The sequence below is a fragment of the Armatimonadia bacterium genome, assembly GCA_039679385.1.
Taxonomy (GTDB): Bacteria; Armatimonadota; Zipacnadia; order Zipacnadales; family JABUFB01; genus JAJFTQ01.
Genome location: JBDKVB010000079.1, coordinates 1 through 24,873, shown reverse-complemented (window position 1 = coordinate 24,873; position 24,873 = coordinate 1). Strand labels below are relative to the sequence as shown.

The 24,873-nt window shown below is 65.6% G+C and carries 11 protein-coding genes; 5 read left to right on the top strand and 6 right to left on the bottom strand.

Annotated features, from left to right (window positions below):
- Positions 1-304: 304 nt before the first annotated feature.
- From ABFE16_09755 to ABFE16_09745, 3 genes are all read right to left on the bottom strand, one after another.
- Entirely contained in the window at positions 305-1,075 is a 771-nt protein-coding gene (locus ABFE16_09755; protein ID MEN6345584.1) for an imidazole glycerol phosphate synthase cyclase subunit, read from the bottom strand.
- Between the two features lie 71 nt (positions 1,076-1,146).
- Entirely contained in the window at positions 1,147-1,869 is a 723-nt protein-coding gene (locus tag ABFE16_09750) for a LamG domain-containing protein (protein ID MEN6345583.1), read from the bottom strand.
- On the bottom strand, positions 1,859-4,768 hold the full coding sequence (locus tag ABFE16_09745) for a carbohydrate binding family 9 domain-containing protein (GenBank protein MEN6345582.1): 2,910 nt from the start codon (positions 4,766-4,768) through the stop codon (positions 1,859-1,861). Before ABFE16_09745 ends, ABFE16_09750 begins: the two co-directional genes overlap by 11 nt.
- Positions 4,769-5,063: 295 nt before the next feature.
- On the opposite strand from ABFE16_09745, the gene ABFE16_09740 reads away from it, so the two are divergent.
- The gene (locus tag ABFE16_09740; GenBank protein ID MEN6345581.1) at positions 5,064-7,871 is read left to right on the top strand and encodes a hypothetical protein; all 2,808 of its coding nucleotides are present in this window, start codon (positions 5,064-5,066) and stop codon (positions 7,869-7,871) included.
- Between the two features lie 19 nt (positions 7,872-7,890).
- On the opposite strand, the gene ABFE16_09735 is transcribed toward ABFE16_09740, so the two are convergent.
- The gene (locus ABFE16_09735) at positions 7,891-11,703 is read right to left on the bottom strand and encodes a HEAT repeat domain-containing protein (protein MEN6345580.1); all 3,813 of its coding nucleotides are present in this window, start codon (positions 11,701-11,703) and stop codon (positions 7,891-7,893) included.
- A 198-nt stretch (positions 11,704-11,901) separates the two neighbouring features.
- On the opposite strand from ABFE16_09735, the gene ABFE16_09730 reads away from it, so the two are divergent.
- Complete coding sequence (locus tag ABFE16_09730; protein ID MEN6345579.1) at positions 11,902-14,925, top strand: LamG-like jellyroll fold domain-containing protein; 3,024 nt, start codon at positions 11,902-11,904, stop codon at positions 14,923-14,925.
- Between the two features lie 15 nt (positions 14,926-14,940).
- Here ABFE16_09730 and glnA read toward each other — a convergent pair whose 3' ends face one another.
- Positions 14,941-16,374: a type I glutamate--ammonia ligase gene (gene glnA / locus ABFE16_09725; GenBank protein ID MEN6345578.1), complete on the bottom strand. Its 1,434-nt coding sequence runs from the start codon at positions 16,372-16,374 to the stop codon at positions 14,941-14,943.
- A gap of 115 nt (positions 16,375-16,489) precedes the next feature.
- Positions 16,490-17,251 carry a TylF/MycF/NovP-related O-methyltransferase gene (locus tag ABFE16_09720; protein ID MEN6345577.1) on the bottom strand — a complete coding sequence of 254 codons (762 nt, stop codon included), beginning with the start codon at positions 17,249-17,251 and terminating at the stop codon, positions 16,490-16,492.
- Positions 17,252-17,686: 435 nt separating this feature from the next.
- Between ABFE16_09720 and ABFE16_09715 the strand changes: the two genes are divergently transcribed.
- The 3 genes from ABFE16_09715 to ABFE16_09705 form a co-directional block, all read left to right on the top strand.
- Positions 17,687-21,292 carry a hypothetical protein gene (locus tag ABFE16_09715; GenBank protein MEN6345576.1) on the top strand — a complete coding sequence of 1,202 codons (3,606 nt, stop codon included), beginning with the start codon at positions 17,687-17,689 and terminating at the stop codon, positions 21,290-21,292.
- 47 nt (positions 21,293-21,339) lie between these two features.
- The gene (locus ABFE16_09710; protein ID MEN6345575.1) at positions 21,340-23,547 is read left to right on the top strand and encodes a glycoside hydrolase domain-containing protein; all 2,208 of its coding nucleotides are present in this window, start codon (positions 21,340-21,342) and stop codon (positions 23,545-23,547) included.
- A gap of 55 nt (positions 23,548-23,602) precedes the next feature.
- A partial coding sequence (locus tag ABFE16_09705) for a hypothetical protein (GenBank protein MEN6345574.1) occupies positions 23,603-24,873 on the top strand: 1,271 nt, incomplete at its 3' end.

Below are 24,873 nucleotides of genomic sequence, written 5' to 3'. Positions count from 1 at the left end.
TGCGAAGGCGCCTCCCTTGAAGGCGAGGGTGAGGAGCAGAACGGCTGTGAGGCGGAAGCAAGCCCGAAGCGAGGACATGAGTACGGTGGCCTCCGGTGAGGGTGTGCGATCGGCCGCCGGCAGATCGGTCCGGACTGGCCACGGCGTGCCTTCTCCAGGGCCGCCACGAGTACCTTTGCATCGAGGGCCGCGCGGCCCCGGGGCTGAAGGAGGATCGAGGCCCGAATCGCAGGCAGTATCTAGCGGGAGCGGCTCATGCCCGGAACCGCCCCGTGAAGGTGGGCTTGGTTCGTCTGTTGGGGCGCTAGACGGGACGCACCAGCTCGACGCCGTGTTCCGCCAGGTACCGCTTCACGTCCGAGATGGTCAGCGTCCCGAAGTGGAAGACTGAGGCGGCCAGAAGAACAGCTGCGCCGGCCTCAGCCGCTTCGAGGAAGTGCTTCAGTTCCCCGGCCCCTCCTGAGGCGACGACCGGAGCCTTGACGCTCTGGGCGATCCCTCGGATCAGCGGAAGGTCGTAGCCGGTTCGGGCGCCATCCCCTGCTTTGCTGGTGGGGAGGATGCAGCCGACGCCGTAGCCGTCGACCTGCTTGGCCCACTCCACTGCATCAGCACCGGTGGCCGTCCGTCCGCCGTCCACGTAGACCTCATAGCCCGAGGGCAGCGCCGGGTTGGCGTCCACGTCGATCGCCACTGTGACGCGCTCGGGGCCGAACTCCTTGACCATCTCGGCGATCACTTCGGGCCGCCGGAAGGCTGCGCTGCTGGTGGACACCTTGTCGGCACCCGCCTCAAGTACAGCAGCCGCCGAGGCCACATCACGGATTCCGCCGCCGACGGTGAAGGGCACGGTCGCCGCTTCGGCAACGCGCTTGACCACTTCCAGCATCGTTGCGCGTCCCTCGACGGTCGCGGTGATATCGAGCAGCGCGATCTCGTCCGCACCGGCGGCGCAGTAGGCTTTGGCGCACTCGACAGGATCGCCGGCGTCGCGGATGTCGACGAAGTGCACGCCCTTAACGACCCGGCCGTTCTGCATATCGAGGCACGGCATGATTGCGACCTTACCTGCCATCTTGGGTTCTCCCTGTGAAGTCGAGGCCTTCGGGCCCCGAGAGTGTGTTGTCGGTTCCCTGAAGCGTCGCCCTAAGGTGTCATCCCCCTGGAGGCCTCCACGTAGAGGTCCTCGGCGCTCAGGGCGACATCATATACCTTCAGCTCATCCATCAGCCCGTCGAAGGCATAGGCGCTCTTGCGCCCGACGTAGTTGCCAATGACCATAGCCCTCTTCGCCGCCAGGATGGGCACCGTGGTTTCCTGTTCGGCGACCGGCTCGCAGTCGACGTACAGGATCATCTTCTTCCCGTCATAGGTCAACGCCACGTGGCTCCAGAAGCCCGCGGGAACAGACCACTCCGGCGACGAGACAGCGGGCTCCGTCGAGTCGGCGGCGCCATACTGGAAGGTTGCCCGGGTCCAGAAGTAACGCAGCCGCCATCCCGGCCAGGGACCGTCGCCGCTCTTGTCGCCCTTGCTGGTGAGGATTTCGTAAGTCGCGCCTCGGGCAGCCGGCTTGATCCACGCCATCACGGTCATTGCAGACGGCGCAGCCAGCCCCTCACTCTGCTTGAGTTCGAGGTACTGCTGAGACGCGGCCGTGAACCTCAGGCAGTTGCCGACGATCCCCGGCACGATCTCCGGGAGCTTGCCGTCAAGACCGTAGGCGACTGCGTCATGGCCCTTGCCCGAAGCGTCCGCCATGACGCCGTCCTTGAGGGCGTCCATGGACCAGTAGGCGATCGGCTCAGCCGCGCCGGCGAGGCTGCACCAGAGTGCGCATAGAAGCACGACCAGGCAGCTACTTCGCATAGGCCTCCACCTCCTGCAGATTGCTCTGCGTCTTGTCGGGCTGCAGCGCGGTGACCAGTATCCGCAAAGTGGTCGTCTTCACGGGCTCGAAGGCTGCCGTGAGGGGCTGGCCGGAGAGCTTGCCGACGGTCTTCCACTGACCCTCACCGGCAGGCACCTGGACCTCGGCCTCCAGGATGCTCGTGCTGTAGGCGACGACGCGTCCGATGCTCTGTTCGGCGGGCCAGATCACCTGGAGCCACTCACCAAGCTTCTTCGGGTCCTTCGAGAGCCAACCCATGCCCTGGGTGACACCATCGAGGACGCGATCGGGCTCGTTGCCATACTGGGCGCCGCTGGAGACGACGACGCGCGTGTCGTAGTCCTCGAAGGCCAGGTTGCCGGGCTTGCGGCGTGCGGCGTTGGCTTGGTCGATGGCAGCCTGGGCCGTCGAGACCTGCTCACGCCCGGCAAGGGCCTCGCGAGTTGAGTACAGGTGCGAGGCGTAGATGCCGAACTTGTCGGTGAAGCTTCCTCCGGCGAGGCTCACCTTGCGACCCTCGGAGACGACGAAGAGGTTCGCCGGAGCGCCCTTCACGGAGAAGGTTACTTCCTGAGGCTCGGTAGCGGTGTTGACGGCGAAGAGGGTGAGCTCGTCACCGACCTTGCGCAGACTCACGTGCATGTGTTCGGCCTTAGGGGCCTTCACGGTCACGGCCTGCGGGACGTCCTGGGCAAGCACCGCTGCCTTGAGGTCCGCGATTTCACGTGCCACGAAGGGCATGCCCAGGTACAGGTCGGGATAGTTGCGGTACTGGCTGTAGGTGTACCACAGGAAGCCCTTGGCGCCATGGACGACGGCCTGGTAGGTCTGGTTGCGCAGCTCCGTGAGGTTCGGCCCACGGTTCCCGGCGCGGCCATAGTCGCCGTAGTTGAAGCCCTGCGGAGTGACCCAGGCGGGCTTGCGACCGCCGGTGGCGTCCTTGATGGTCTCCATGAAGTTGCTGGTCTTCTCGATCGGCGCCGCGGCGAGGCCGTTCTTGAGGAAGCAAGGATAGGGGTCGGGCATCAACACATCGCCGCCACGCTCGTAGCGATAGATGCCCTGCAGGGTGTCATTGAGCATGATGCAGGGATGGTACGGATCGGCTGCGCGTACCGTCTCGTAGATCTCCTGCGAGCGCTGGGGCAGGACCGGCACAAGCTCGGGTTCGTCGGCCATGTACCAGGCAAGGAGCGCCGGGTGGTCCTTCAGCGCCTTCACACGAGCTGTCAGGGCCTCCCGTTCCTTGTCATTGAGCGGACGCTTCAGGTCCTCGCCCCGGTTCATGAAGGCCGGGCTGTACGGCGAGAAGGTCACGTAGGTGCCCTGCGCGGCGATCGGATCCATCCACGCCCGGACGACGTCGTCCGTGAAGTACTCCCGGCTGTAGCTCTGGAGTGCCGTGTAGCCCTCCTTCGGGTCCCACGTCCCGATGTCCTGGCTGAACCACCCGAAGGGCAGATAGGGCTCGCCGTTGTGCAGGAGCACGTTGTTCTCATCGAAGCGCCACTCGTGACCGTTGGGCGCCGGGGGAAGCTTGCTCAGCGTCTTCTGGGCGCTGTGTACGACCTGCCCGCTCTTGTCCATCAGGGTGACGAGAAGCGTGTAGTCGCCGACGGCCAGCTTGTCGGCGGGAAGGCTGAGCTTGACCTGCGGCGCAGCGGACGCCGGAGTCGCCTGGGCCACCGGACGGGGTTCACCCTCTGCCTTCGCAGGCAGCAGGACGGCCTGAAGCTGCTTGCCCTCCAGAGACTGCGGCGACAGAGCCGAAGTCACCGTGAACTCCACGCGATCCAGCTTCTGGGTGGCGTAGATGCAGTCCCGGTAGTTCGGTCGGGTGATGTCGATGGCCAGCGGCGTGTAGTTCAGCGTCAGCGGAACCTGCTTGACGTAGAGGACCTCGGCCGGGTTGGCCCGGTCGCTGAGGAGGAAGCGCAGCAGTGCGCTGCCCTGCTCGCGCACCGGCACACTGAAGCTGATCTCGCGAGACTGCCCGGCGTCGAGGCCCAGGGTGATGGACTTCCCGGAGGTATGTCCGGCCCTGGCGTAGTGCAACTCAGGCTTGAGCCTGAGGAAGCGGAAGCGGCCCGTGTCGTTCGTCAGGTGGATCTTGCCCAGGTACAGAAGTTCGTTTTCCTCCATCTGGAAGCTTGTCTCATAGGGCGGGCGCATGGTCCACAGGTAGGGGCTGAGATCCGCGCCGGGGAGCTTCAGCGTGGCGTACAGATTCGGCTGGTGGAAGCCGCCACGTCCCTCGGTGAAGCTGGAGAGTTCCTGGGTACCTGCCTGGCGCTCGCGAGCCACGTTCAGGGCCCAGTCTCCCCTGGAGGCGCCGGTCAGGCCCAGCTCAACGAAGGGGAGGGCGACCTCGACCGTCCACGCCTGCGGGCCTTTGGCGACCTTGGCCTCCCAATTCCCGTCCCATTCGGTGGTGCGCACGTTGCCTCCCTGTCGCAGTTCGGCGTCGTACTGCGTCCCCAGAGGGTTCACGGAGAAGTGGTAGTACTCGAGGCGGGCGCTGTTCGGCACCACCATGATCTCGAGGACATCATCGCTGTGGACGCGACCGTCACGCTGAGTCTCGCGTGCCACGAGCTTGTCCATCTGCGGCTCAAGAAGCTCGACGCCAAAGTACAGGTTGTGCTGGTCGAAAGCGACCTTGAAGCGGGTCTGCGCGGTCGCGGGCTTCATGCCCTCACCAAGCAGCGTGAAGTTGCTGTACCACTGGCCCTGCTGCCAGACCGCATCGTCGAGGTTGCCGTCGAGGACCGGCGCAGCAGCAGTCTTGATGGCCGTCACCGTCAGTGGGGCCGCCATGGTCGGTATCGCTGTGACGAGAACCAGAGCCGAGAGAAGAATCAGTCCTGAGCCGCGCATAGTGGTCTCCTACCAGTCAAGTATCCGGGCCTGGGCGGGCCTCGCTTGCCTCAATCGGTAACTTGGACGACGCCCTGCCGCTCTCCTCCCTGGTCCACGAGGCTTGTCTCGCCCAGGAGGCAAGAGGATTGTGGCACGCGTAAGGACAATCATGCCCCCGGGTGCCGAAGGACCATCCTGAGACCGTAGGATGGTCTGGAAAGCGCGAGTCCGACACGAGCCCCAGGCCTTGGCTGGCATCCCGACAGGACGGCAGCCGGTTGCACCACTTCTGGCGACCCGGAGGTCCGCAAGGATGAGACCCGCTACCCTTCCACTGCTTGGCCTGATCTGCCTGTGCGCAGCCTCACTGTTTGGCGACCGGTCTCTTGCCGGTGCCGAAGGAGACGCGAACCTTGTGTTCAGCAATGACTGCCTCCGCTACGCCGTCGGACCGGACGGAACGAACCGGTCCTTTCTCGATGCGGCCACGGGCAAGGACTACTGTCGCCAGACTCCTGCAACTCCTGTCGCTCGGGTGAACCTCGACGGCAGGTGGCATAACGCCGCCTCCGCCTCGGTGAAGGGAGACCGGGTAGAGGTCACCTTCGTCGAGACCTCAGCCACGGTTGTCCTGCGCGTGACGACGCACAGGCGGCACTTCGTCCTTGAGGTCGTCCAGGCGAGCGAGGGCATCGACGAGCTGCAGTTCCCGAACGTGCAGCTAATCCCCCAGACCGGCGGCCAGGCGGACTTCACCTCCTGTGCGCTGGCCCTGAACCTCCAGACCAACGTGAGCGCCATGCCGGGGCCCAGCGACCGGGTGATGGCGAGTTGTGTGGCGCGCTTCGGGATCGTCGGCGCGAGTGTTGCGATGATCGGCTGCCCGACCAAGGACCTGCGCGAGGTGCTCAAGGAGGTCGTCCTCGCCTCGGATTCCCTGCCGAGATCACCGATGGGCGGCCCCTGGGCCATGGATTCGTCCCTCGGTCGCGCTTCGTATCTCTTCGCGAGCCCCTCCGAGGCAAACGTTGACGATGTCATCCGCACGGTCAAGAGCGTCGGCTTCAACCAGATCGAGATTCACGGTGGCCGAAGCACGTACCGGTTCGGGGATTGCCTGCCCAATCCCACGCTCTATCCCCGGGGTGTGGCGAGCCTGAAGGCCGTCATCGACCGCTGCCACCAGGCGGGCATCTACGTGGGCATGCACCCCTACGCCTTCTTCATCGACAAGACGACACCCTGGGTCAGTCCGGTGCCCGATCCAGGTCTCGCCTCCGATGCGACCTTCACTCTCGCCTCGGGCATCGCCGCTGACGCCGCTTCGATACCCGTGACCGAGAGCACGCAGGACATGTCCACGATCACCGGGTTCTTCGTGCGCAACAGCGTCACGCTCCGGATCGGCGAGGAGTTGGTTACCTATCGCGAGCTCTCCAAGGAGCCGCCTTACGCTTTCACAACCTGCACCCGTGGCGCTCTTGGGACGAAGGCCGTTGCGCACGCCGCCGGGGAGAAGGTCTACCACCTCAAGGAGTGCTTCGGCCTGTTCGCGCCGGACCCAGAATCCGAGCTGTTTACGAAGGTGGTCGAGGCCAACGCCCGGTTCTTCAACGAGTGCGGCTTTGACACGATGTACCAGGATGCGCTCGATGGGGAAGACGTGCTCGGCGGAGCGCAGAACTCGTGGCACTACGGCTCGAAGTATATCTGGGAGCTGTGGAAGCGCCTCGACCACCCAGCGGCGGTGGAGTACAGCACCTTCCACCACCACCTGTGGGTTCTGCGCTCACGTCACGGAGCCTGGGATCACCCGACGCGGTCGTATGCGCAGTTCGTCGACCTGCACATCCGCAGCAACCAGGTGAACGAGCGCATGTTCCTGCCCAGCAACCTGGGATGGTGGGCCTTCCGGACCTGGCTGCCGCCGCAGTGTGAGCCGACCTTCCCGGAGGACATCGAGTACTGGTGCGCCAAGGGTCTCGGGACGGACTCGGGGCTGTCCCTGGTGGGCTACAACCCGGCAGTGCCGGCGCAGGCACGCCTGGCGAACATCGTGCGGCAGTATGAGGAGCTTCGCCACGCAGGGACCTTCTCGGAGGCAGTCAAAGCCAGACTCAGGGAGCCTGGCGCTTTCTTCGCCCTAACACCTGCTGCAGATGGGTCGTGGGAGTTCCTCCCGCTGACGATCGACCGTCACCTCTTCCGTGGACCCGACGGCGGAGGCGAGAGCTGGACCCTCAGCAACCCGAACACCGCCCAGGTGCCGGCGCTTCGTCTTGAAGCGATGATGTCCGCTGCGCCCTATGAGTCGGACAAGGGAGTGACCCTGGCCACCTTCACATCGGCGCAGGAGTTTGCCGCACGCACTGCAGCGCCCTCTGTGAAGGCCGACCTGGAGCCCATCGGTGAGGGCGAGATCGCCTACGCACGCCTGACAGCCACGAACTCCGGGACGGAGCGCCGCGGGTCGTGGGCAAGCTTCAAGAAGACCTTCGATCCGCCTCTGAACCTCAGCGCGCAGCAGGGCCTCGGTGTATGGGTGCACGGCGACGGCAAGGGGGAGGTGCTCAACTTCCAGGCGAAGAGCCCCTCGCATCTCACGGGCGGGCTCGGAGAGCACTATGTGGTGGTGGACTTCGAGGGCTGGCGGTACTTCGAGTTGATCGAGACCGACTCCGACCGCTTCAGTGACTACGCCTGGCCCTATGGCGGCCTGTACGCGATGTACCGAGAGACGGTCAACTACTCCTCGGTCGAGTCGCTGACGATCTGGTGCAACAACCTTCCCGCTCACGACTCCATCCTGGTCGACCTGCGGCCCGTGCGTGCGCTTCCTCTCGTGTCGGCGCAGGTGGTCGATCCTCAGGTGACCATCAACGGGGCAAGGGTCGGGTTCAAGACCAGCCTCACCAGCGGGAGCTACCTGGAGGTCAACGCCACGGGTAAGGGCACGCTCTATGGTCCGACCGGCGAGGTGCTTAGTGAGATAGCGGCCGAGGGCAAGATGCCTGAACTCATGAAGGGCCCAAACACCGTGCGCTTCGCCAGCCAGAAGACGGCCCTTGCATACCCGCGCACGCGAGTGACGGTCTTCTCGCAGGGAGAAGCCCTCAAGTAGCGGGAGCGCAGTTCGCCTACTAAGAGCCTGTGACCGGTACGAAGGCCAACTGGTCGAGGTTGAGCCAGCAGTCGTTCGTGTTCTCCATGGTGATGCGGTGAGGCCCGGCCGTCAGCTCCCAGACGGCCAGGGCCCCACTGGTCAGGCGCACGGGCATGGTAGCCCACTCATCGAGGAGGGTGCCGACCGGCGGGAAGTGCACGGTCTCGGCACCCGGCAGCGGCTTCCCATCGACCAGAAGACTGCGCTCGGCGACCCAGCCCCAGGAGTTGGCGTAGCGGATCGCGAGATGGTACCGTCCCGTCTGCGGAAGGGTGATCTGCCAGCTGATCCGGTGCCCCTTGTAGTTCCAATGCGAAAGCGCTCGACCGCCGGAGTTGGGCTTGTCGGTGCGCGGGCGTGCCTCGCCGCCGGACTGCTCGAGGAAATCGCCGGCACCGACCAGCGGCACCCCTGTCATGGGTCTGTCGATCACCGGCAGATCGGTCCTGGCCTCGAGCTTCTCACCCGAGGCCGACTGCAGGGACGCCGTGACCGCGACGACCATGCGCCCTGACAGTGGTGAGGGTGGCTTCGTCAGGCGCAGGGAGAAGGGCAGCCTGAGGCTCTGGCCGGCAGGCACCGACACAGGTAGCTCCGCCGGTTCGATGACCGCCGAGGCGTTCCCGGTGGACAGATGCAAGGTGCCTGTCACAGCCTCCGTCGGTGAGGCGAGCACTACCGCTTCGCAGGCGTTGCTTGCCGCAGGATCGAGGCCCGCCTGAGGACCCGTGAGGAACGCACTGCTGCGGTTCTGCGCGGGAAGGTACCCCAGCATTGGCTGCGAGTAGTAGCCCGAGCAGAGATCATCCACTGCCAGCCGGTAGGTCGGATCCTGCAGCAGACAGGGCCGCCGGTCAGCGGCCGGAATCGTGGTGCTGTAGATGCGCACCTCTCCCGGCAGGGCAGTGATGACCTCCTCGCGCCAGTCACCGACCACGTCCGCGACGGCGATCACGCTGCCCTCGAAGTAGGGCGGATAAGCTCCGCCCTGGTAGTCACTGGCGCGGCCTCCCCGGATCAGTTCGCGCTGCACATCCGCGTCCCAGTAGGCGACGGTGGTCGTCGTGGGGACGTCCGCTCCCTCAGCGATCAGCTTGCCCTCCGCCGAGTACAGCCAGCAGGGCGGCGGTCCGCTGAAGGCGCCGGTCTTGGGGTCCTCTCTGGCCCAGGCCTCGCAGCCCGGACGCGTGGCGTCAACATCCGAGGCGAGGCCCCAGCCGACATGGATCGTCGGCTCCTGACGCCCCCACAGTGTCCTGCCCGTGCGGGCATCGACCATGCAGACCCCGTTCTGCTGCTGAGGGTTCTCGTGTGTGTAGAAGACCTCCAGCCCCGGATTGGCCGGGTCGAAGTCGCCGACGCAGCATACATCCGGGTGGCCCCTTCCCGTTGACCACAGGGGTGTCCCGTCGTCCTCCAGCACCGAGGACCCGAGGATGACCTCGTCGCGGCCGTCGCCGTCAACATCCGCCGCGTGAAGCGTGTGGGCGCCCTGTCCCCGGAAGGCCCGCTCCGAGTCACTGTTGTCCCACTTCCAGAGCGTCTCGAGGCTGTTGCCCTTCAACTGGTAGGCGGTGACTTTCTGCAGGCCGTAGGTGCCCCGTTCGGCGATGAGGCAGGGCGTCTTGCCGTCGAGGTAGGCGATCGCAAGCTGGTTGCGTGCCGCTATGTCACCCGGCTTGGCGCTGAAGCCGAAGTCGTCCCGACTTGGCCAGGGAGCGCGGCAGCGGACCTCTCCGGTGCGGCCATCGAGGACCGTCACATACTCTGCGCCCTCGTTGCACATGCCCTCAGCATCCCGCGGGTCGGCGTCAGCGCCCTTGAAGGCGATCTCGGCCCGGCCGTCGCCATCTAGGTCATGGACGAGGTAGGGCGCGAACCATACCCCCATCTCGACGCCCCAGCCCATGCTCTGCCGCCACAGAAACTTGCCGTCCGCGTCGTAGGCCTCCAGCTTGTAAGTGTCCGGGCTGCGGTACCAGGTGTACAGGAAGCCCCAGATCTCGACGTCGGGCTGCCGGATCACGTAGTCCAGGCGCCCGTCGCCGTCGAGGTCGCCGATTCCGACGTTCAGCGCCCGGTAGTTGTCCTGGAGCTTGATTGGAAGATAGGGGACACCGGTCCCCGGCGCCGGAAGTGACGTCGCCCAGCTGCCGTCGATCGCAATCGAGTAGCGAGACCCGGTGCCCGTAGGCGCGGTGCGGTCCAGGAAGTCGGTGGTCTGGGTGATCGGCGCTGTGTTCAGTTTGCGGGCCGGTCCTGCGCCGTCGGTGCGGTAGACATCGAAAGCTGCCTGCGGCCGATCGGTCTCGAGCAAGCGCCAACTGAGGTAGACGCCACCCTCGGTGCGGAGAGCAAGGGCACCGCGATCGAGCTTCTCGCGTACCCGTTCCGTCGCCCAGCCCTGGACCGGTCTCCCCGGGGTCTGAGGCGTCGTCGGCGTGAAGGTGACTGTGTTGTAGTAGACGGGACCGGGACTCGTAGCCGCAGCGTACCGGTCATCGACCCACAGGTCGAAGGTCCCGTCCTTGATGGTAGTGAGGCCCAGGCTCGAGTTCTCGTCCAGCTTGCGCCAGGTCTTGCCCGCATCGAGAGAGACGCCCAGGGGACGAGAGTGCTCGACGGTGACGGTGTAGGTGCCCTCCGGGATGCCGGTGATGTGAGTATGCAGGACCGGCGCACCCTCCTCCGGGGTCGACCGATCAGCCGTCACCGTCGGACCGGCGAGGACGATGCCGCGAGACCAGGCAGGCGCACCACTCGACCACAGGTTCCACTTGTCGGGCCTCCCTTGGTTCTTGACGATGGCCTCCTGCGGCCCCGTCCATTCCTCGGCCTTGTACACCAGTGGCTTGGGCCGAGTGTCCTGCGGTTCGGGAGGCGTCACGGGCTCGGGGAAGGTCTGACCCGTCGCGGCACCGATCAGTCGCAGAGTCTCCGAGGCACGCTGCCGCACTTCGAGTTGCGGGTCCTTCAGGGCGTCGAGGAGAGCCGAGGTGCCCTGCGTGTTCTTGTCGATGAGCCACAGGGCGCGAGCAGCAGCCACCCGTGCGCAGGGCGCCGGATCCTTCAGGGTGTCGACCAGCGCGGGTATCATCGATTTGGCGCCTTCACCGAGTTCGGCCAGGGCATCGGCGGCGACCCGTGGCCCGACGATGTACGGATCGTGCAGCGCCTCAAGGAGCACAGGAAAGCCCCCGTTGTCCCGCCCAACCTGGTACAGTGAAGTCGCGGCTGCGACGCGCACAAACCCGTTGGCATCCTTCAGTAGCGAGGTCAGCACCGGCAAGGCCTCACGAGCCTGCGGACCGATCGCGCCGAGGGCCATGGCTGCTTCGCGCTTGACCCAGAGGTCGCGCGAGGTCTGGAGAACCTTGACGAGTGCCGGAGTCGCCTCGGCAGCCGCCGGTCCCATCCGTGACAGCGCCCAGGCGACCATGACCTGGGCATACCACTCACTGGTCGGCAGCGCCTGTGCCAGGGCGGGAACTGCCTCCTTCGCCTCGGGGCCGATGAGACCGAGCACGCGAGCGGCCGTCCAGCGCACGACCATGTGGGCGTCGCTCAGGGCAGCGACGAACTCCGGACGCGCCGTGTGCAGGGAGGGTGCCAGGGCTATCAGGGCTTGAGCAGCCCGCTCGTTGCCATAGAGGCCATGCGGTCGGATCTGCGCGAAGTACCCCTCGATCTTCTCGTGCAACTCCTCCTGCGCGGCCGCCGGTGTAACTGCTGCAACGACGACGGCAGCCAGCGCGAGGAGAACTTGCCTCACGGGTCTGCTACCCTTCATGGTCTGGCCTCCCTGGGTCAACTGCGGCCTGACGATAGCGGCGCGGATACGGCGCGAACCACGCGCAGATTCCCGGTACCCTCGGGCGACACCTCCGCAGGGGACGGCGGAAGGAAAGGTGAGCAGCAAGACGAAGGATAGCTGGCCGGTGCCCAGAGCCCTTGAGGTGCCGATCCGTCCCCAGTGAGGTGAGAGCCCGTGGTCTGGTCCATCCAGTCGCCTGCGCTATCGATCCTCGCCGCTTTCCTCCTGTGTTCCGTGGCCTTCGCTCAGACTGACCTTGCGAGACCCTTTGAGCCCGACGCCCAGACGGTCGAGTTGTACCATCTTGATGACCTTGCCGGCGGCGCCTGTGCTGACGTGATGGGAGGCCCTGCCGGGACCCTCCAGGGCGTCATGCCGACTCTGGGTCGGTTCGGCGGTGGCGCCAGTCTCACCGGCGAGCAGGCCTGGGTGGACATCACTCGCAAAGCACCTCCGGCGCCCCAGAAGGGGCTGACCGTGGAGTGCTGGGCCAAGTTCCCTTCGCGTGCCCAGGGCGATCTGATCTGCCGCAACTCGGCCTACATGATGCGTCTGTCCGGCGGCCTTCAGGCCTATATCGGGATCGACGGCAGTTGGCGCAAAGTCGTGGGTTCGCGACCTGTGCCGATCGGACGTTGGGTGCACCTCGCCATGACCTACGACCAGGCCACCCGTGAGGTGCGCGTCTACATCGACGGTCGCCTCGACGTCGCCGGCAAGCCGGAGGGCCTCACCGAGGGGAAGCTGAACGCCGGCTCGGAGGTCCTGCGCCTCGGCACCAACACCTGGAATCCGGCCGGCGGAATGGTGGAAGCGTGCCTCGATGAGCTTCGTGTCTCCTCGGTGGCCAGGACCTTCGCACCGCTCCCCGGACCAGGTGTCGAGGTGCCTGCTCCCGGCACGAACCTGGTGACCAATCCCAGCTTTGAGTTCGGCCGCTACGGCTGGCGACCCGAGTATGAGAGTGACGGAAGGCTGCAATGGACGGTCGTCAGCAGCGACGCTGTAGCAGGGCGCTGCTTCCTGCGCTCCATGGAACCGGGCAACTGTGGATTGATGTCGTACCCGATCGCCCTTGCGCCCGGCCGGTCCTACACGCTCTCAGTTGCGCTGCGCGCAGACAAGCCGGCCGACGTCCGCCTCGCGATCAATGCCACCGGTCTGGCCCCGGATGCCCGGCGCCCAGGGCGCAATCAGAACGTCAATGTGACAACGGAATGGCAGCGCTTCTCGCTCAAGTACGCGATTCCGCAGGACTACCCGGCGGACCGCGTGTACGTCAGCTTCGGGAAGCCTCGCGACGTGCAGCTCGACGTCGATGCAGTCTCGCTCGTGGCCGGTGATGCCTCGGACTTCGTCGCGAGTGACGCCTCCGACCTGGGCCTCGCCCTGGACCTGCCGCAGGGGAACACCCTCGACCTGGCCGGTCCAGGGAGGCTCCCGGCACAGCTAGTGAACGGATCGAAGGTCGCCCGCACGATGACCCTCGACTCCCGGGTGGTGGACTGGCTGGGAGAGGAAGTCGCCGCCGAGAAGCTCTTTGAGGGTGAGCTACCGCCGCTCTCGGCACGGCCGATGACGGTGACTGTGCCGACTACGCGGGTCGGGTGGTTCACGCTGGAGGTCCGCACGAGCGCCGACGGCAAGCAAGTCAGCCGCTTGCCCTACGTGGTCAATGTGGTTGCGCCCATGGACCACCGCGGCGACGCCTTCACCTCGCCGCTGGGCATGAACACCCACATGGAACGCGAATCCGGGGCGCACCTGCAGCACAACCTGGGCACGCTGGCTCGCTACGGAGTGAAGTGGATTCGGGCCTGGTGGGGCTGGGGCATGGCGGAGAAGCAGCCGGGGCAGTTTGACTGGACCGAGTACGACCGGCAGTTCAAGGAAGTCAACGCAACGGGCATGGAGATCATGCCTATCCTGCTGCGCTACTACCCCAACTTCGAGCAGTCCTGGGCGGGCAAGACCGAGGAGATCCAGCAGCCGCCCTATGACCTCAAACAGTGGGGCGACTTCGTCCAGGCGACGGTCTCGCGCTTCCGGGGTCGAGTGAAGGCCTGGGAAGTCTGGAACGAGCCCTCCTACACGATGGATGCGGGAACCTATGCCGGCATACTCAAGACGACCTACGAACGCGCCAAAGCTGCCGACCCGCAAGCTCTGATCGTGGGCTTCGCCGGGGTGCCGCTGGACTACGCCCGCGACACCTTCAAGGCCGGTGCGGACGCGAGTCTGGATGTGCTGTCGCACCACAGCTACTCGCAACTCGTCCGCCCCTTCAGCCAGCAGGCGCAGCTACAGACGAACACCGAGGCGCTGCTCAAGGACTCAGACGTGAAGGTCCCGGTGTGGCACTCCGAGCAGGGATCGGGTGCTGACGGTGCCGGGTACCTGGGACTCGGCGCCTCCGAGGAGGACTGTGCACTGAACCTGGCACAGGCCTACCTTTCGGCGCTCTCGGTGGGGGTGGAGAAGTTCTTCTGGTTCAGCGCCCAGACCAGTCCGACCTACGGCTGGGGCGTGTTCTATGAGGACTACCTTCCGCGGCCGCGGCTGGTGGCGCTCAATGGGCTGGCGCGACTCCTCGACGGTCGCCAAGTGACCGGCCGACTGGCGCTGCCGACGGGAAGCATCGCCTGCGTGATGTTGGAGGGGCAGTCTGGGGCAGCAGCCGCCCTGTGGAATCTGCAGGAGCCCTTGTCCTTGGTCCTGACCGACGCGAAGGAGTTGCGGGCGTGCGACCTGTTCCTCAACCCGACGCCAGGAGCACCGAGCGACAAGCTGGTCGTACAGCTTCAGGAGGGACGCCCGGTCTATCTCCTGGCTCCGGGGCTGTCTTCGGAGGAGCTGGCCGAGAAGCTCAAGGCTGCCACGGTGTCAGGGATGGAAGAGCTGCCGCTTGAGTTGACGCTGCGTCCCGCCGGGCCGGATCAGCTTGAACTGCGGGTTCGCAACACGGGTACAAAGCCCCTGGACGCGGACCTCCGAGCAGAAGCAGCGGGACTCCTGCCGGGTCCTGGTGGCCCGGCAACCTGTGAGATTCGCGATCTGCCGCAGGGCGACACCTGGACGGCGACGCTGGCCCTGGCCGCGAAGCCCGTTGCAGGTCGTCCCTACCCGGTTCGGTTGGCGTGCACCGTCGGCGGTTCACGACTCCGGCAGCAGACCTTCGCCCGCGAAGTGGCCTGGTAGCCAGTCCGGCAGGACTCACAGGTCGTAGTAGAGGACGTACTCCTGCGGAACCGGTCGCAAGTTGACTTCCGCGATCTCCTGGCGCTTGCAGGCGATCCAGGCATCGAGCAGATCGGTCGTGAAGACGCCGCCCTCCAGCAGGAAGTCGTGATCGTCCTCCAGGGCATCCAAAGCGGCGTTCAGGGAAGTGGGCAGTTGGCGAAGGCGGCTGCGGTCCTCGGGCGACATATTGGTGACGTTCTGATCGAAGGGCCCGAAGTCGTGGTCTGCAGGGTCGAGGGCCCTGCGGACGCCGTCCAGGCCGGCCATGGTCATTGCGGCGAGACACAGGTAGGGGTTGCAGGTGGCATCGGGCGGACGGAACTCAACACGGTTCTCGCGCTCATTGACTGAGTAGGCTGGCACGCGGACAGCGGCAGTGCGGTTCGACAGCCCGTAGAAAGCGCTGATGGGTGCCTCGTAGCCGGGAACCAGGCGACGGTACGAGTTCGTGCTCGGACTACAGAGCCCCAGGAGAGCCGCTGCATGGAGGAGCAGGCCGCCGACCCACTGGCGCGCCAGCTCGCTGAGATGAGCGTAGGAAGGCCCCGCGTCCCAGAAGAGTGACTTTCCCTCGTGGGTCACATACTGGTGCACATGCATGCCGTTGCCGGCTTCCCCGAACATCGGCTTGGGCATAAAGGTGGCGGTCATGCCGGCCCGGCAGGCAAGGTTCCGTATGAGGTACTTCATCTTCATCACCGCGTCGGCCATCTCCAGCAGAGGGCCGAGACCAACCTCAATCTCCACTTGACCAGGTCCGCCGACCTCATGGTGGTGGTAATGGCCCGGCACTCCCGCGGCCTCGATGGCCAGGAGCATCCGTGACCGCAGGTCATTGAGATGGTCGCGGGGCGGCGTGGCATGGTAACCCCCATGAGCGGGGATCTTGTGGCCCAGATTCGGCGCCTCCTCAGCGCAAGTGTTCCAGCAGGCCTCGACGGAATCCACCTCGTACCCGGCGGCGTTCATCTCCGAGCGGTACTTCACGCTGGAGAAGACGTAGAACTCGAGTTCCGGCGAGAAGACCGGACGCCCGGGGCTGATGACCGTGGGGAAGTACTCCTCGGCACGCCGGGCCACACCGCGCGGGTCGCGCAGATACGGTTCGCCGCTGATCGGCTCGACGATGTTGCAGATGAAGCTAAGTGTGCGGGCCTCGCAGAAGGTCTCGAGCATGCCGGTGGTGGGGTCGGGCACCACCCTCATGTCACCGGCCTCGACTGACTTGTAGCCGGGGTAGCTGGAGGTGTCGATGCCGACGCCCTCCTGGAGCTTGTCGGCGGTGAGCTGACCGGCGGGGAGAGTGACGTGGTGCCACCGTCCGAGAAGGTCGGCGATCTTGAGGTCGATCATCTCTACCCGCTGAGAAGACGCGAAGTCGAGCACCTGCGCGACGCCTGCAAACATGCTTCTCACTCCCTTGCAGAGCAGCGATGGTGTGAAGGCTGCCGAACCTACCTGGAGTAGATTCGAGGCGCTGGGGACGGGACCTGCTAATCGGGGGATGGGGCAAGTGGACAGCTCACGCAATCCGTATGACCACGGCATGGCCGTTGAGGTTGTACAGCACGACGCGGTCGGGAAGAGCTCCCTGCTCATCGACAAGCCGGGTGATGCCGGCGGTACTCATGTTCCCGTAGTCATCGTAGACGTAGATGCTGCCGACCCCCATGCGCGCATCGATCCACTCAACGACGCCCCTTGCCGACTCATAGACATCCACATCGATATGGCACAGGCGGAATCTCTCGCCCTCAACTTGGGGACCGGTCTCGTCGGGGAAGATGCCTTCGAGGATGCGCACGTTGTCCAGCTTGAGGGTATCGAAGACCAGCGCCTCAACCAGGCCGCGGGAGGTATCGGCGTGCTCTCCGCCGGTATAGACCGGGTCCCTGGGGCCTGTCTTGACGACGCCGCGGAAGGTGTCGCACAGGTACACGGGATCGGTCAGGCCGCCTTGCCTCGCCCTGGCTGCGATCAGGGCGCCACTCCCGCCTCTCCAGGTACCCACTTCGATCAGGCTTCCCGGCACCTTGGCGGCTTGCTCCGTCAGAGTCCACAGCTCCCAGCACCGGTATACGTCAATGAGCGTGGCTTCCTTGATCGCGGCGTATACCTTGAGGAATTCCTCGTCGAGGTTCCAGGGCGTGTAGGTGGCCGTCGGCAGGATCGGACCATAGGCCTGCCCCGAGTAGCGGTAGGGCGACTTCACTACTTCGTAGCCCAACTTGCGGATCGTCTGCCGTGCTGTACGCCTGGCAAAGGAGACCACTGGGTTGCGCATCGCATCATCCATCCAGGGGGTATGAGTGCGTCCTCGTCCGTCTGCAGCTCCGTCAGTTCCGTCAGTTCCGTCAGTTCCGTCAGTTCCGTCAGTGCGTCTCGGCGACTGCTTTCTTGCCCGAGCAGGAGTCTCGTGGACTGCAGCCCTGACTGCGCTGTGTTCGCTGGAGGAGGCAGATTCCCCTTCTGGGCGAGACCGAGTGCCCTGCCTTGTGCTTCGCCGCACGGCCTCGGGTGAGGCAAACGACCTGGGCGCCATCGTGCGCCGAAGGTGGCCCCTCAGGATATGGCGAACCGAAGGAAAGACGGCGACTAAGTCTTGCCGAGTCGCAGAAGGGGCTGAGCGACACGTAGAAGGGACCGCTCACACACGCTTCTCGGCGATCTTGCGACCCTCTGACCGCTCCGCGGCAGGGCACGGGAGATGAGCAAAGGCATGAAACAGCACTCCTTCATAAGATTGGGCGTCTGTCTTCTAGTTGCGGCATGGTGTCTGTGCGCCTGGCCGGGGATGGCCCTGGCGGCCAAGCTTGGCGTGTTCCCACTGCGTCCCGTGGCGGGTCTGCAGAGCACCTATGCGACCGGGGAAGTGCTGGCTCATCTCACCGACGGTCTGGTTCAGGGGCTGCAGGAGGGCGGCGCTGACGAAGTCGTCCTTCTCGCCTGGCCCGAGGCGCTGGCGACTGAGGACAAGCCGACCTTTGAGACCTTGGTCGGTCGCGGCAAGGAGGCCGGCTGCAACGGCGTCGTCGCTCTCCAGGTAGCTGAACTGAGCTTCGGCGTCAAGAACCAGAAGCTGCCCTTTGTGGGCACCGTCACCAGTGCCGATGCCCGAGCACGCCTCACGGGCGGCCTGATAGACGTGACCACTGCGATGGCCGTAGCCTCGGTGAACGCGGCGGGCAAGCAGAGCAAGAACAAGTTCGGCGGGTCGGAGCCGACCTTCAACCCGGAGAACCCGGCAGCCTTCGACGGGTCGCTTCTGGGAGCGGCCTATGCCGATGCCTGCAAGGCAGCCGTCACTTCGGTACGGGGCGGCACCGCCAGGCTCACACCGGGCACCGTCGCGCTACCCGCTCGGACCAAGGCACCCAGGGGTGTGGGCTTCAGCCAGGACGTCTACGTGCAAAGATTCGTAGCGGGCTATGACCGTCGTGGCACCATCGCCGTCGTCAACCGCGGCGACGCTCCCCAGTCCTTCGTCATCAAGCCCCTGGGCACTGCTGCCGGGCTGGTCGTCGGGCTGACAGGTGAGGGCACAATGGATGGTCCCTGCACCCTTGCGCCGGGGCAGTGGAAGTACGTCCGGCTTATCGTCAACGCGGTGAGCACCGACACTCCTCCGGCCGGTGAGGCGCAACTCGGACTCTACTGCGCAGCAGCGGGCGCCGCTCTTGACCTGCAGGGAGTGCCGCAGGACAAGGCAACCCTCAAGCTGGAATGGGACCAACTGCAGTTGCCTGTGCGGGTGATGATGGTGGGTCAGGATCCCCTGACCCTCAACTATACCTGCCGCCTCATCAATGAGGGCACAGAGACCGCCAGCCTGGCCCTCAAGTGTGATGGCGCGCAGGCCGAGCTTTTCGAGACGAATCCGGAACTCAACCACCTGTTTGCGCTGCAGCCGCACAACTCGCTGACCTTCACCGTGACGCCGCACTTCCCGCCTGGGGTGCGGAAGATGACGGTGACGCTGGCCTTCCCGGCGCAGCAGGAATGGACGGGCGGGAACCTTGAGGGATCCGCCGCCGGGCGCAGACTGGACCTGACCTTCGAAGTCCCCGAGGGCAAGCAGCTCTACTACGCACTGACCCACTCGACAGCCTGCTCCAGCGGCGCCGGCTCCGGCTGCACGAATCAGGGCAACCTCTCGCTCAGCGGCAGCGGCGGCCAGGGTGGTCAAGGCGGCCAGGGCGGCAACGAGGACAAGGGCTTCTTCGACAGGCAGATGGACAAGCTCAAGAATTGGATCGACGGTTGGTTCGATGGCGGCGACGATACGAAGAAGAATGAGGAGCCAGTCAAGAAGAGGCCCCCGCGCGACTGGAAGAAGTGGGACGACGAGCATCCCGCAACTCGTGGTGCGGCCCTTCGACAGGCGGTGAAGGCACGTCTCCCGGAGTTCGAGAGCGACACCAGCACCGAGCCCTGTGTGGCCGTCGGACGGGACTGCTGGGGTGCTGTCTTCCACGCCCGCGGGGAGGAGCCCCTGACCTCTGTGTGGTTCCTCACCAAGCCTCGCGACGAGAGGCAGAGCGGTGCCACGCGACTGACCGAAGCCGGGCACACCGGACTGTGGCCGACCGCTTGTGCCGACTGGGACACCTCGCGCGCCTTTGTGGTGTGGGAGGATTCGCTCAAGGGCGGGAGCGACCTCGCCTTCCGGGCCAGTGCCCCGAGGATGGGAGGCTGGCAGGCGCCGCAGTACCTCACTCGTCACGCGGCAGGTGTCAACGATCCGGTCGTCGAGCGCTCCGAGAGTGGCCACCTGCTGGTCGCCTGGGAGGACCAGCGCTCGGGAAGCGGCCAGATCTACCTGCGTCTGAGCACCGACTCCGGCACCAGCTTTGCACCGGAAGTCGCGCTGCCACGTGCCGAGGGCGAATGGCAGGCCTGGCCGCAACTTGCGGCAACCCCGGACGAGCGTTTCGTCGTGGTCTACACCTCGAAGGTCGGCGACCATTCTCGCATCCTCAGCCAGACCCTCGACACTGCGGGCAAGCCGGTCGGTGCACCGGTTGCCGTGTCCACTGCTGATGCCCCGTGCGGTGAGTCCCAGATTGCCTGTGACGCGCAGGGTCGCTTGTTTTCGGTCTGGCGCGAGGGCGAAGGTACTGCCAGCGAGGTCTGGTTTGCCTCGGCTGAGACCGCCGGGGGTGCCTGGGGCACGCCTCGTGCCCTGACCCATGACGGCGCCTACTCGGAATACCCTCAGGTTGATGTGGGCAGCGAGCGGCTGTGGGTCAGCTACCACAGCGACATCTCGGGCGATGCCGACCTCCTCTATGTGCTCGAGAGCAGCGACGGCGGCCGGACCTGGTCTGAGCCGCTCCAGCAGCCCGGGTTCACCAGCCCCATCGAGAAGGCCTGGGTAGAGATCAACTTCTCGCTTGCCTGGCCGCAGGGCACCTATGTGCCCCACGACACGGCAGTCCACCTCAACGGGGCACGGATCGGCCAGATCACCAACGCGATACCCCAGGGCACCTACGTGTTCGAGGTGCCTCCAGAGCTGGTGATCGACGACCCGGTCAACGGCTTGCGGGACAACCACATCCTGACCAGTTCGCCGAAGATCAACGGTGCGCACTACATCCGGGCGCAGCAGGCACGCCTCCTGGTAAAGCGCCGGTACAGCCAGGTTCGCGTAGTCGCGAGCAGTCAGGCTGAGGCGGACAAGCTGGCCGCCGGTGCTGCCGCGGGCCTCAACCACAACCAGCCCGACCTGGTCCTGGCCGCGAACAACATGGCGCCGGTTCCGTGGCCGATGAAGTCCGGGCAGAAGCTCGAACTGGCGCTGAAGGTGCTGAACCTCGGTGAGGGACCCGCCGGCGCCGCCAAGGTGGGCCTGTACTCCGCAGACCCACGCCTGCCCTCGACCGACCTCAAGAAGAGTCGGCTTGTGGAGCAGACGGTGGGAACCGTCGCGCCGGGTGCCAGTGCCGATGTCAAGCTGACCTTCCAGTTCGATCCCCGACGCACGTCGCGGATCTTCACGGTCGTCCAGTCCAAGGAGAACGACTTCGAACCGGCGGACAACGTCTGGAGCCTGAGCCTGACCTCCGGTGACTCCGAGCAGCCGACCCCGCTGCTGGGGACGGACGTGCCGAACCTGTTCTATGCGCCCGACCTCATGGGCCTGGTAAACCTGCCGAACGTGCCTGCCCTGGCCGAGTATGTCTCGCTGCCCGACTTCTCCGACCTGGCCTCGGTGCGTGGCTGGTCGCTGCCCGACCCCAAGTCAATCGGCGCGTCGCTGAAGTCGCAACTGCAGCTACCGGGTGTGGACGTGCCCGACCTGCGCAACCTGCTGCCGTGGTAGAGGCTGTGACGGCCTGACCCGTCGGCGAAGGTGAAGGGGGGTTACCCATGCACCATCGTGCCTTGCCTGTCGTCCTTCCGCTCCTTATGCTGATGCTCGGGTCTGCTGCCGGAGCAGCCGAGGTCTGGGGCGTACCCGCCATCGAGAAGATCAAGCAGGATCAAGCTCCGGGCGCCTCCTGGACGTCGGAGGGAAGGACGCTTGAGTGTGCCCGCAACGAGTCTGAAGCCTTCCAGGTAGTGCTGCGGGATACGGGCGAAGGTCTCCGGGAGGTCACGATCCAGCTCGGGGACCTACAGGGGCCAGGCGGCGCTGTGCTCCCGGCGACGCAGATGCGCCTGTACCGGGTGGACTGGGTCGACATCAACGCCCCCTATGAGGTAGACAAGCCCTCTGGGAACCCCGACTTCCGTCCTGACCCCCTGGTGCCGGTGCGAGCGGGAGACAGGTTCTCGCAGGACGCAGGCCGGAATCTGGTCTTCTGGATCGCGGTTGCCGTCCCCGAGAGCGCGAGGTCGGGTCAGTATCAGGGGCAGATACGTCTCAGCGACAAGGGCGGTCCGCTGACGCCCTTCACTGTGCAGCTTCGTGTCCGCAACTTCGCGCTGCCGCGCAGGCCGCTGCTCCAGAGCATGGTCGGGTTCTCCGCGGGCAACCTGTGCAAGGCCCACGGCTGCAAGACCGACGCGGACAAGGAAACCCTCCTCCGCCTGTTCCTCGACGAGTACCTCCGTGCCCGACTGTCTCCCTTCCTGTACGCTCCGGGCAACCAGGCCTTCAACCCGCTCCCCGACGGCGCGATCAAGTGGACCTTCGCCAAGGACGCCGACGGCAAGCCGACGGGCGAGTTCACTCTCGACTTCACCGGCTTCGACCGCGAGGCCAAGAGGTACCTCGACGATCGCCAGGCCTTCAGCTCCTTCAACTTCGCCCCGTACCTGTGGGTCCGTCGCGACAAACAAGTCGTCCTGCGTTTCGTCGACAGCACCGGAACCGCCATCGAGAGGCGCAACCCGGACGGCAGCCTCAACCCCGTGTTTGACCAACTGGTGGTCGGGGTCTTCCGGGGTATCGCAGCTCACCTCGCCCAGCAGGGCTGGCTCGACCGCGCGATCTACTACGTCACCGACGAACCTGCCGATGCCGACACGCCTGCGATCAAGGAGATCTGCGAACTCCTTCGGCAGGCCGACCCGCGAATTCGGACGGCGCTGACCTACGACCCCGCGAGCCGCCCACGCCTCAAGGAGTTGGTGGACGAGAAGGGTAAGTCGCTCATCTCGGTCTGGATTCCCTACTGCACGGGCTACCGCGAAGACGTCGCCGCCGAGCAGCGCCAGAAAGGCGCCGACTACTGGCTCTACGACGTGAGCACCACCTGCCTGATCGGCCACAGTGCGCAGACGAACCGCTCGATGTTCTGGGATATCTGGCGACGTGGGGCCCACGGCTACCTGTACTACCTCTCGACCTGGTGGGGCCGGGATGCGACGCCCTGGGAACGGCCGAGCTTCCTACTGCCCGGCGTCACCTACCGCTATCGCCAGGGAGACGGGTACTTCTTCTACCCGCCACTGCGCAAGGGGGAGCCGGAGAAACCAATCGTCGACTATGTGGTCCCCACGATCCGGTGGGAGATGCTCCGTGAGGGCGCTGAGGACTACGACTACCTGTCGATGCTGCAAGACCTGACGCAGCAGGCCGAGAAGCAGAAGCTCGAGGTCGCTGCAGAGGGCTGGTACGCCCTAACGCTGGCCCGCGATCTGTCGGAGGTGCTCTGCGGTGTGGTCGAGGGCTTCGGCATCCGTGACCTGACCTTCCCGAAGGCCGAGGGCTGGAGCTTCGGGCTTGAGGAAGGATGGCTGACCCACCGCGGCGGAACGCGCTCCGATCTGCCCATCAGCCTCCAGACGAAGCTGCCCGATGGGCGCTACCAACTCGTGCTCAATGTCTACGATGACAAGGACTACCGCGGTCGGCCGTACTCCCGCTTCCTGGTCGACGGAAGCCCCTACGCCTCGCCCGGGTCCGGTGTGAAGTCAGGTACCGAGGTCGCAGCCGGCACGGTGCAGGTCAAGGATGGGCAGTGCCGGTTCACCCTCTCCTCGGTGCCCGAGGACTTCGGTGTGATCCTCTACCGGGTGGGCTTGAAGCGACTGGCTCCAGGCGCCAACTCCGACCTGTACGCGGTCCGCGCACGGGTCTCTGACGCCATCGAACACTTGCAGGCGGCGCTCCACCAGGCAGGCCACTAGGGCCCAGGGTTCCAGATTGCAGGGATGGTGCTTCATGTTTGGCAGGCCTCTAGTCGTGCTCTTGGCAATTGCAGCGTGCGTCCCGGTTCTCGCTCAGCCCACGTTCTGGCGCTGGGACAAGGACGGCGACCTGGAGGGCTGGAAGCCCGCGAACTTCCAGTCCCTCGAGGCGAAGGGGGGCATGCTGCGAGGAGTCACGAGGTACGATCCGATGCTGGAGTCCCCGGCGGTCAGCATTGATGCCTCTCGCTACAAGATCGTCGAGTTCCGGGCCCAAAGCAGCATCACCGGTCGCGGCGAGATCTTCTGGCACGGCGCGGGCAACGGCTTCAGCGAAATGCGGATGAGTCGCCACCTCGTGATCGCCTCCGCCGAGCCGCGTGTGTACCGGGTGGACATGAGTGTCTACCCGGAATGGCAGGGGATCATCACGGGTCTGCGTCTCGACCTCCTCAACACTGCCGGCGCCACGATCGCGGTGGACTACCTGCGACTGCTCGACCGGCCGCAGGGTGCAGTCGCCAACGCGGGCTTCGAGGACGACTTCGACAGTGATGGTCTCCCGGACGGCTGGACCGCCCAGGCAGCGGAGTTCGGCCTCAGCGAGGAGAACGCGACGGAAGGCACTCGCTCGGCACTGGTGCGAACCGACGACAAGGGGCAGGCGATTCTGACGACGCGGGTGCCTCTGGACAACCTCGGGACCTACCACCTCGAAGCCGACTTGACCGTGGAGGGCACGGCGACACGCGCGTGCGCGACGCTGGGTTACCTCGACGTCTTCGGCAAGCCCCTGCCCGACGAACCTGGGCGGGTTGAGGTGCGGGACCGCAAGCCGACGACGCGTCTGGTCGGCGATCTGGACGTCCCGCGAACGGCCGCTTCAGCCGACCTCAGCCTGATCCTCGAAGGCACCGGGGTCCGCGGCTGGTGGGACATGGTCAGCCTGAGGCACACCTACGAAGCGCCGGACGAGTCCTCCGCGCCCTTCGAGACCTGGCGCGCGAGTTGGATCTGGGCCACAGCCACACTCAACAAGCCCGATGTCTCAGCCTACCTGCGCAGAGCTTTCGATCTACCAGTCTCACCGGAGCAACTCACCGCGGCGCAGGTGCAGCTCACCGTCGATGACGCCTACACCCTCTTCGTCAATGGCCAACAGGTTACCGAAACGAGCGACACCGACGGCTGGAAGACCCCGGAGCTGGTCGGCATCAAGCCATACCTGGTGCCTGGTCGGAACGTGATTGCCATCCTGGCTCGCAACGCCGGTGCCTCCTCGGGAGCCCTTCTCGAGGGTGCGGTGCGATGGCCACAGGGCAGCGT

Excerpts from the sequence above, each read along its gene's own strand:
- ABFE16_09710 (MEN6345575.1), top strand. The coding sequence starts at position 21,340 with ATGCACCATCGTGCCTTGCCTGTCGTCCTTCCGCTCCTTATGCTGATG.
- glnA (MEN6345578.1), bottom strand. The coding sequence starts at position 16,374 with ATGTTTGCAGGCGTCGCGCAGGTGCTCGACTTCGCGTCTTCTCAGCGG.
- ABFE16_09715 (MEN6345576.1), top strand. The coding sequence starts at position 17,687 with ATGAAACAGCACTCCTTCATAAGATTGGGCGTCTGTCTTCTAGTTGCG.
- ABFE16_09755 (MEN6345584.1), bottom strand. The coding sequence starts at position 1,075 with ATGGCAGGTAAGGTCGCAATCATGCCGTGCCTCGATATGCAGAACGGC.
- ABFE16_09745 (MEN6345582.1), bottom strand. The coding sequence starts at position 4,768 with ATGCGCGGCTCAGGACTGATTCTTCTCTCGGCTCTGGTTCTCGTCACA.
- ABFE16_09720 (MEN6345577.1), bottom strand. The coding sequence starts at position 17,251 with ATGCGCAACCCAGTGGTCTCCTTTGCCAGGCGTACAGCACGGCAGACG.
- ABFE16_09735 (MEN6345580.1), bottom strand. The coding sequence starts at position 11,703 with ATGAAGGGTAGCAGACCCGTGAGGCAAGTTCTCCTCGCGCTGGCTGCC.
- ABFE16_09740 (MEN6345581.1), top strand. The coding sequence starts at position 5,064 with ATGAGACCCGCTACCCTTCCACTGCTTGGCCTGATCTGCCTGTGCGCA.
- ABFE16_09750 (MEN6345583.1), bottom strand. The coding sequence starts at position 1,869 with ATGCGAAGTAGCTGCCTGGTCGTGCTTCTATGCGCACTCTGGTGCAGC.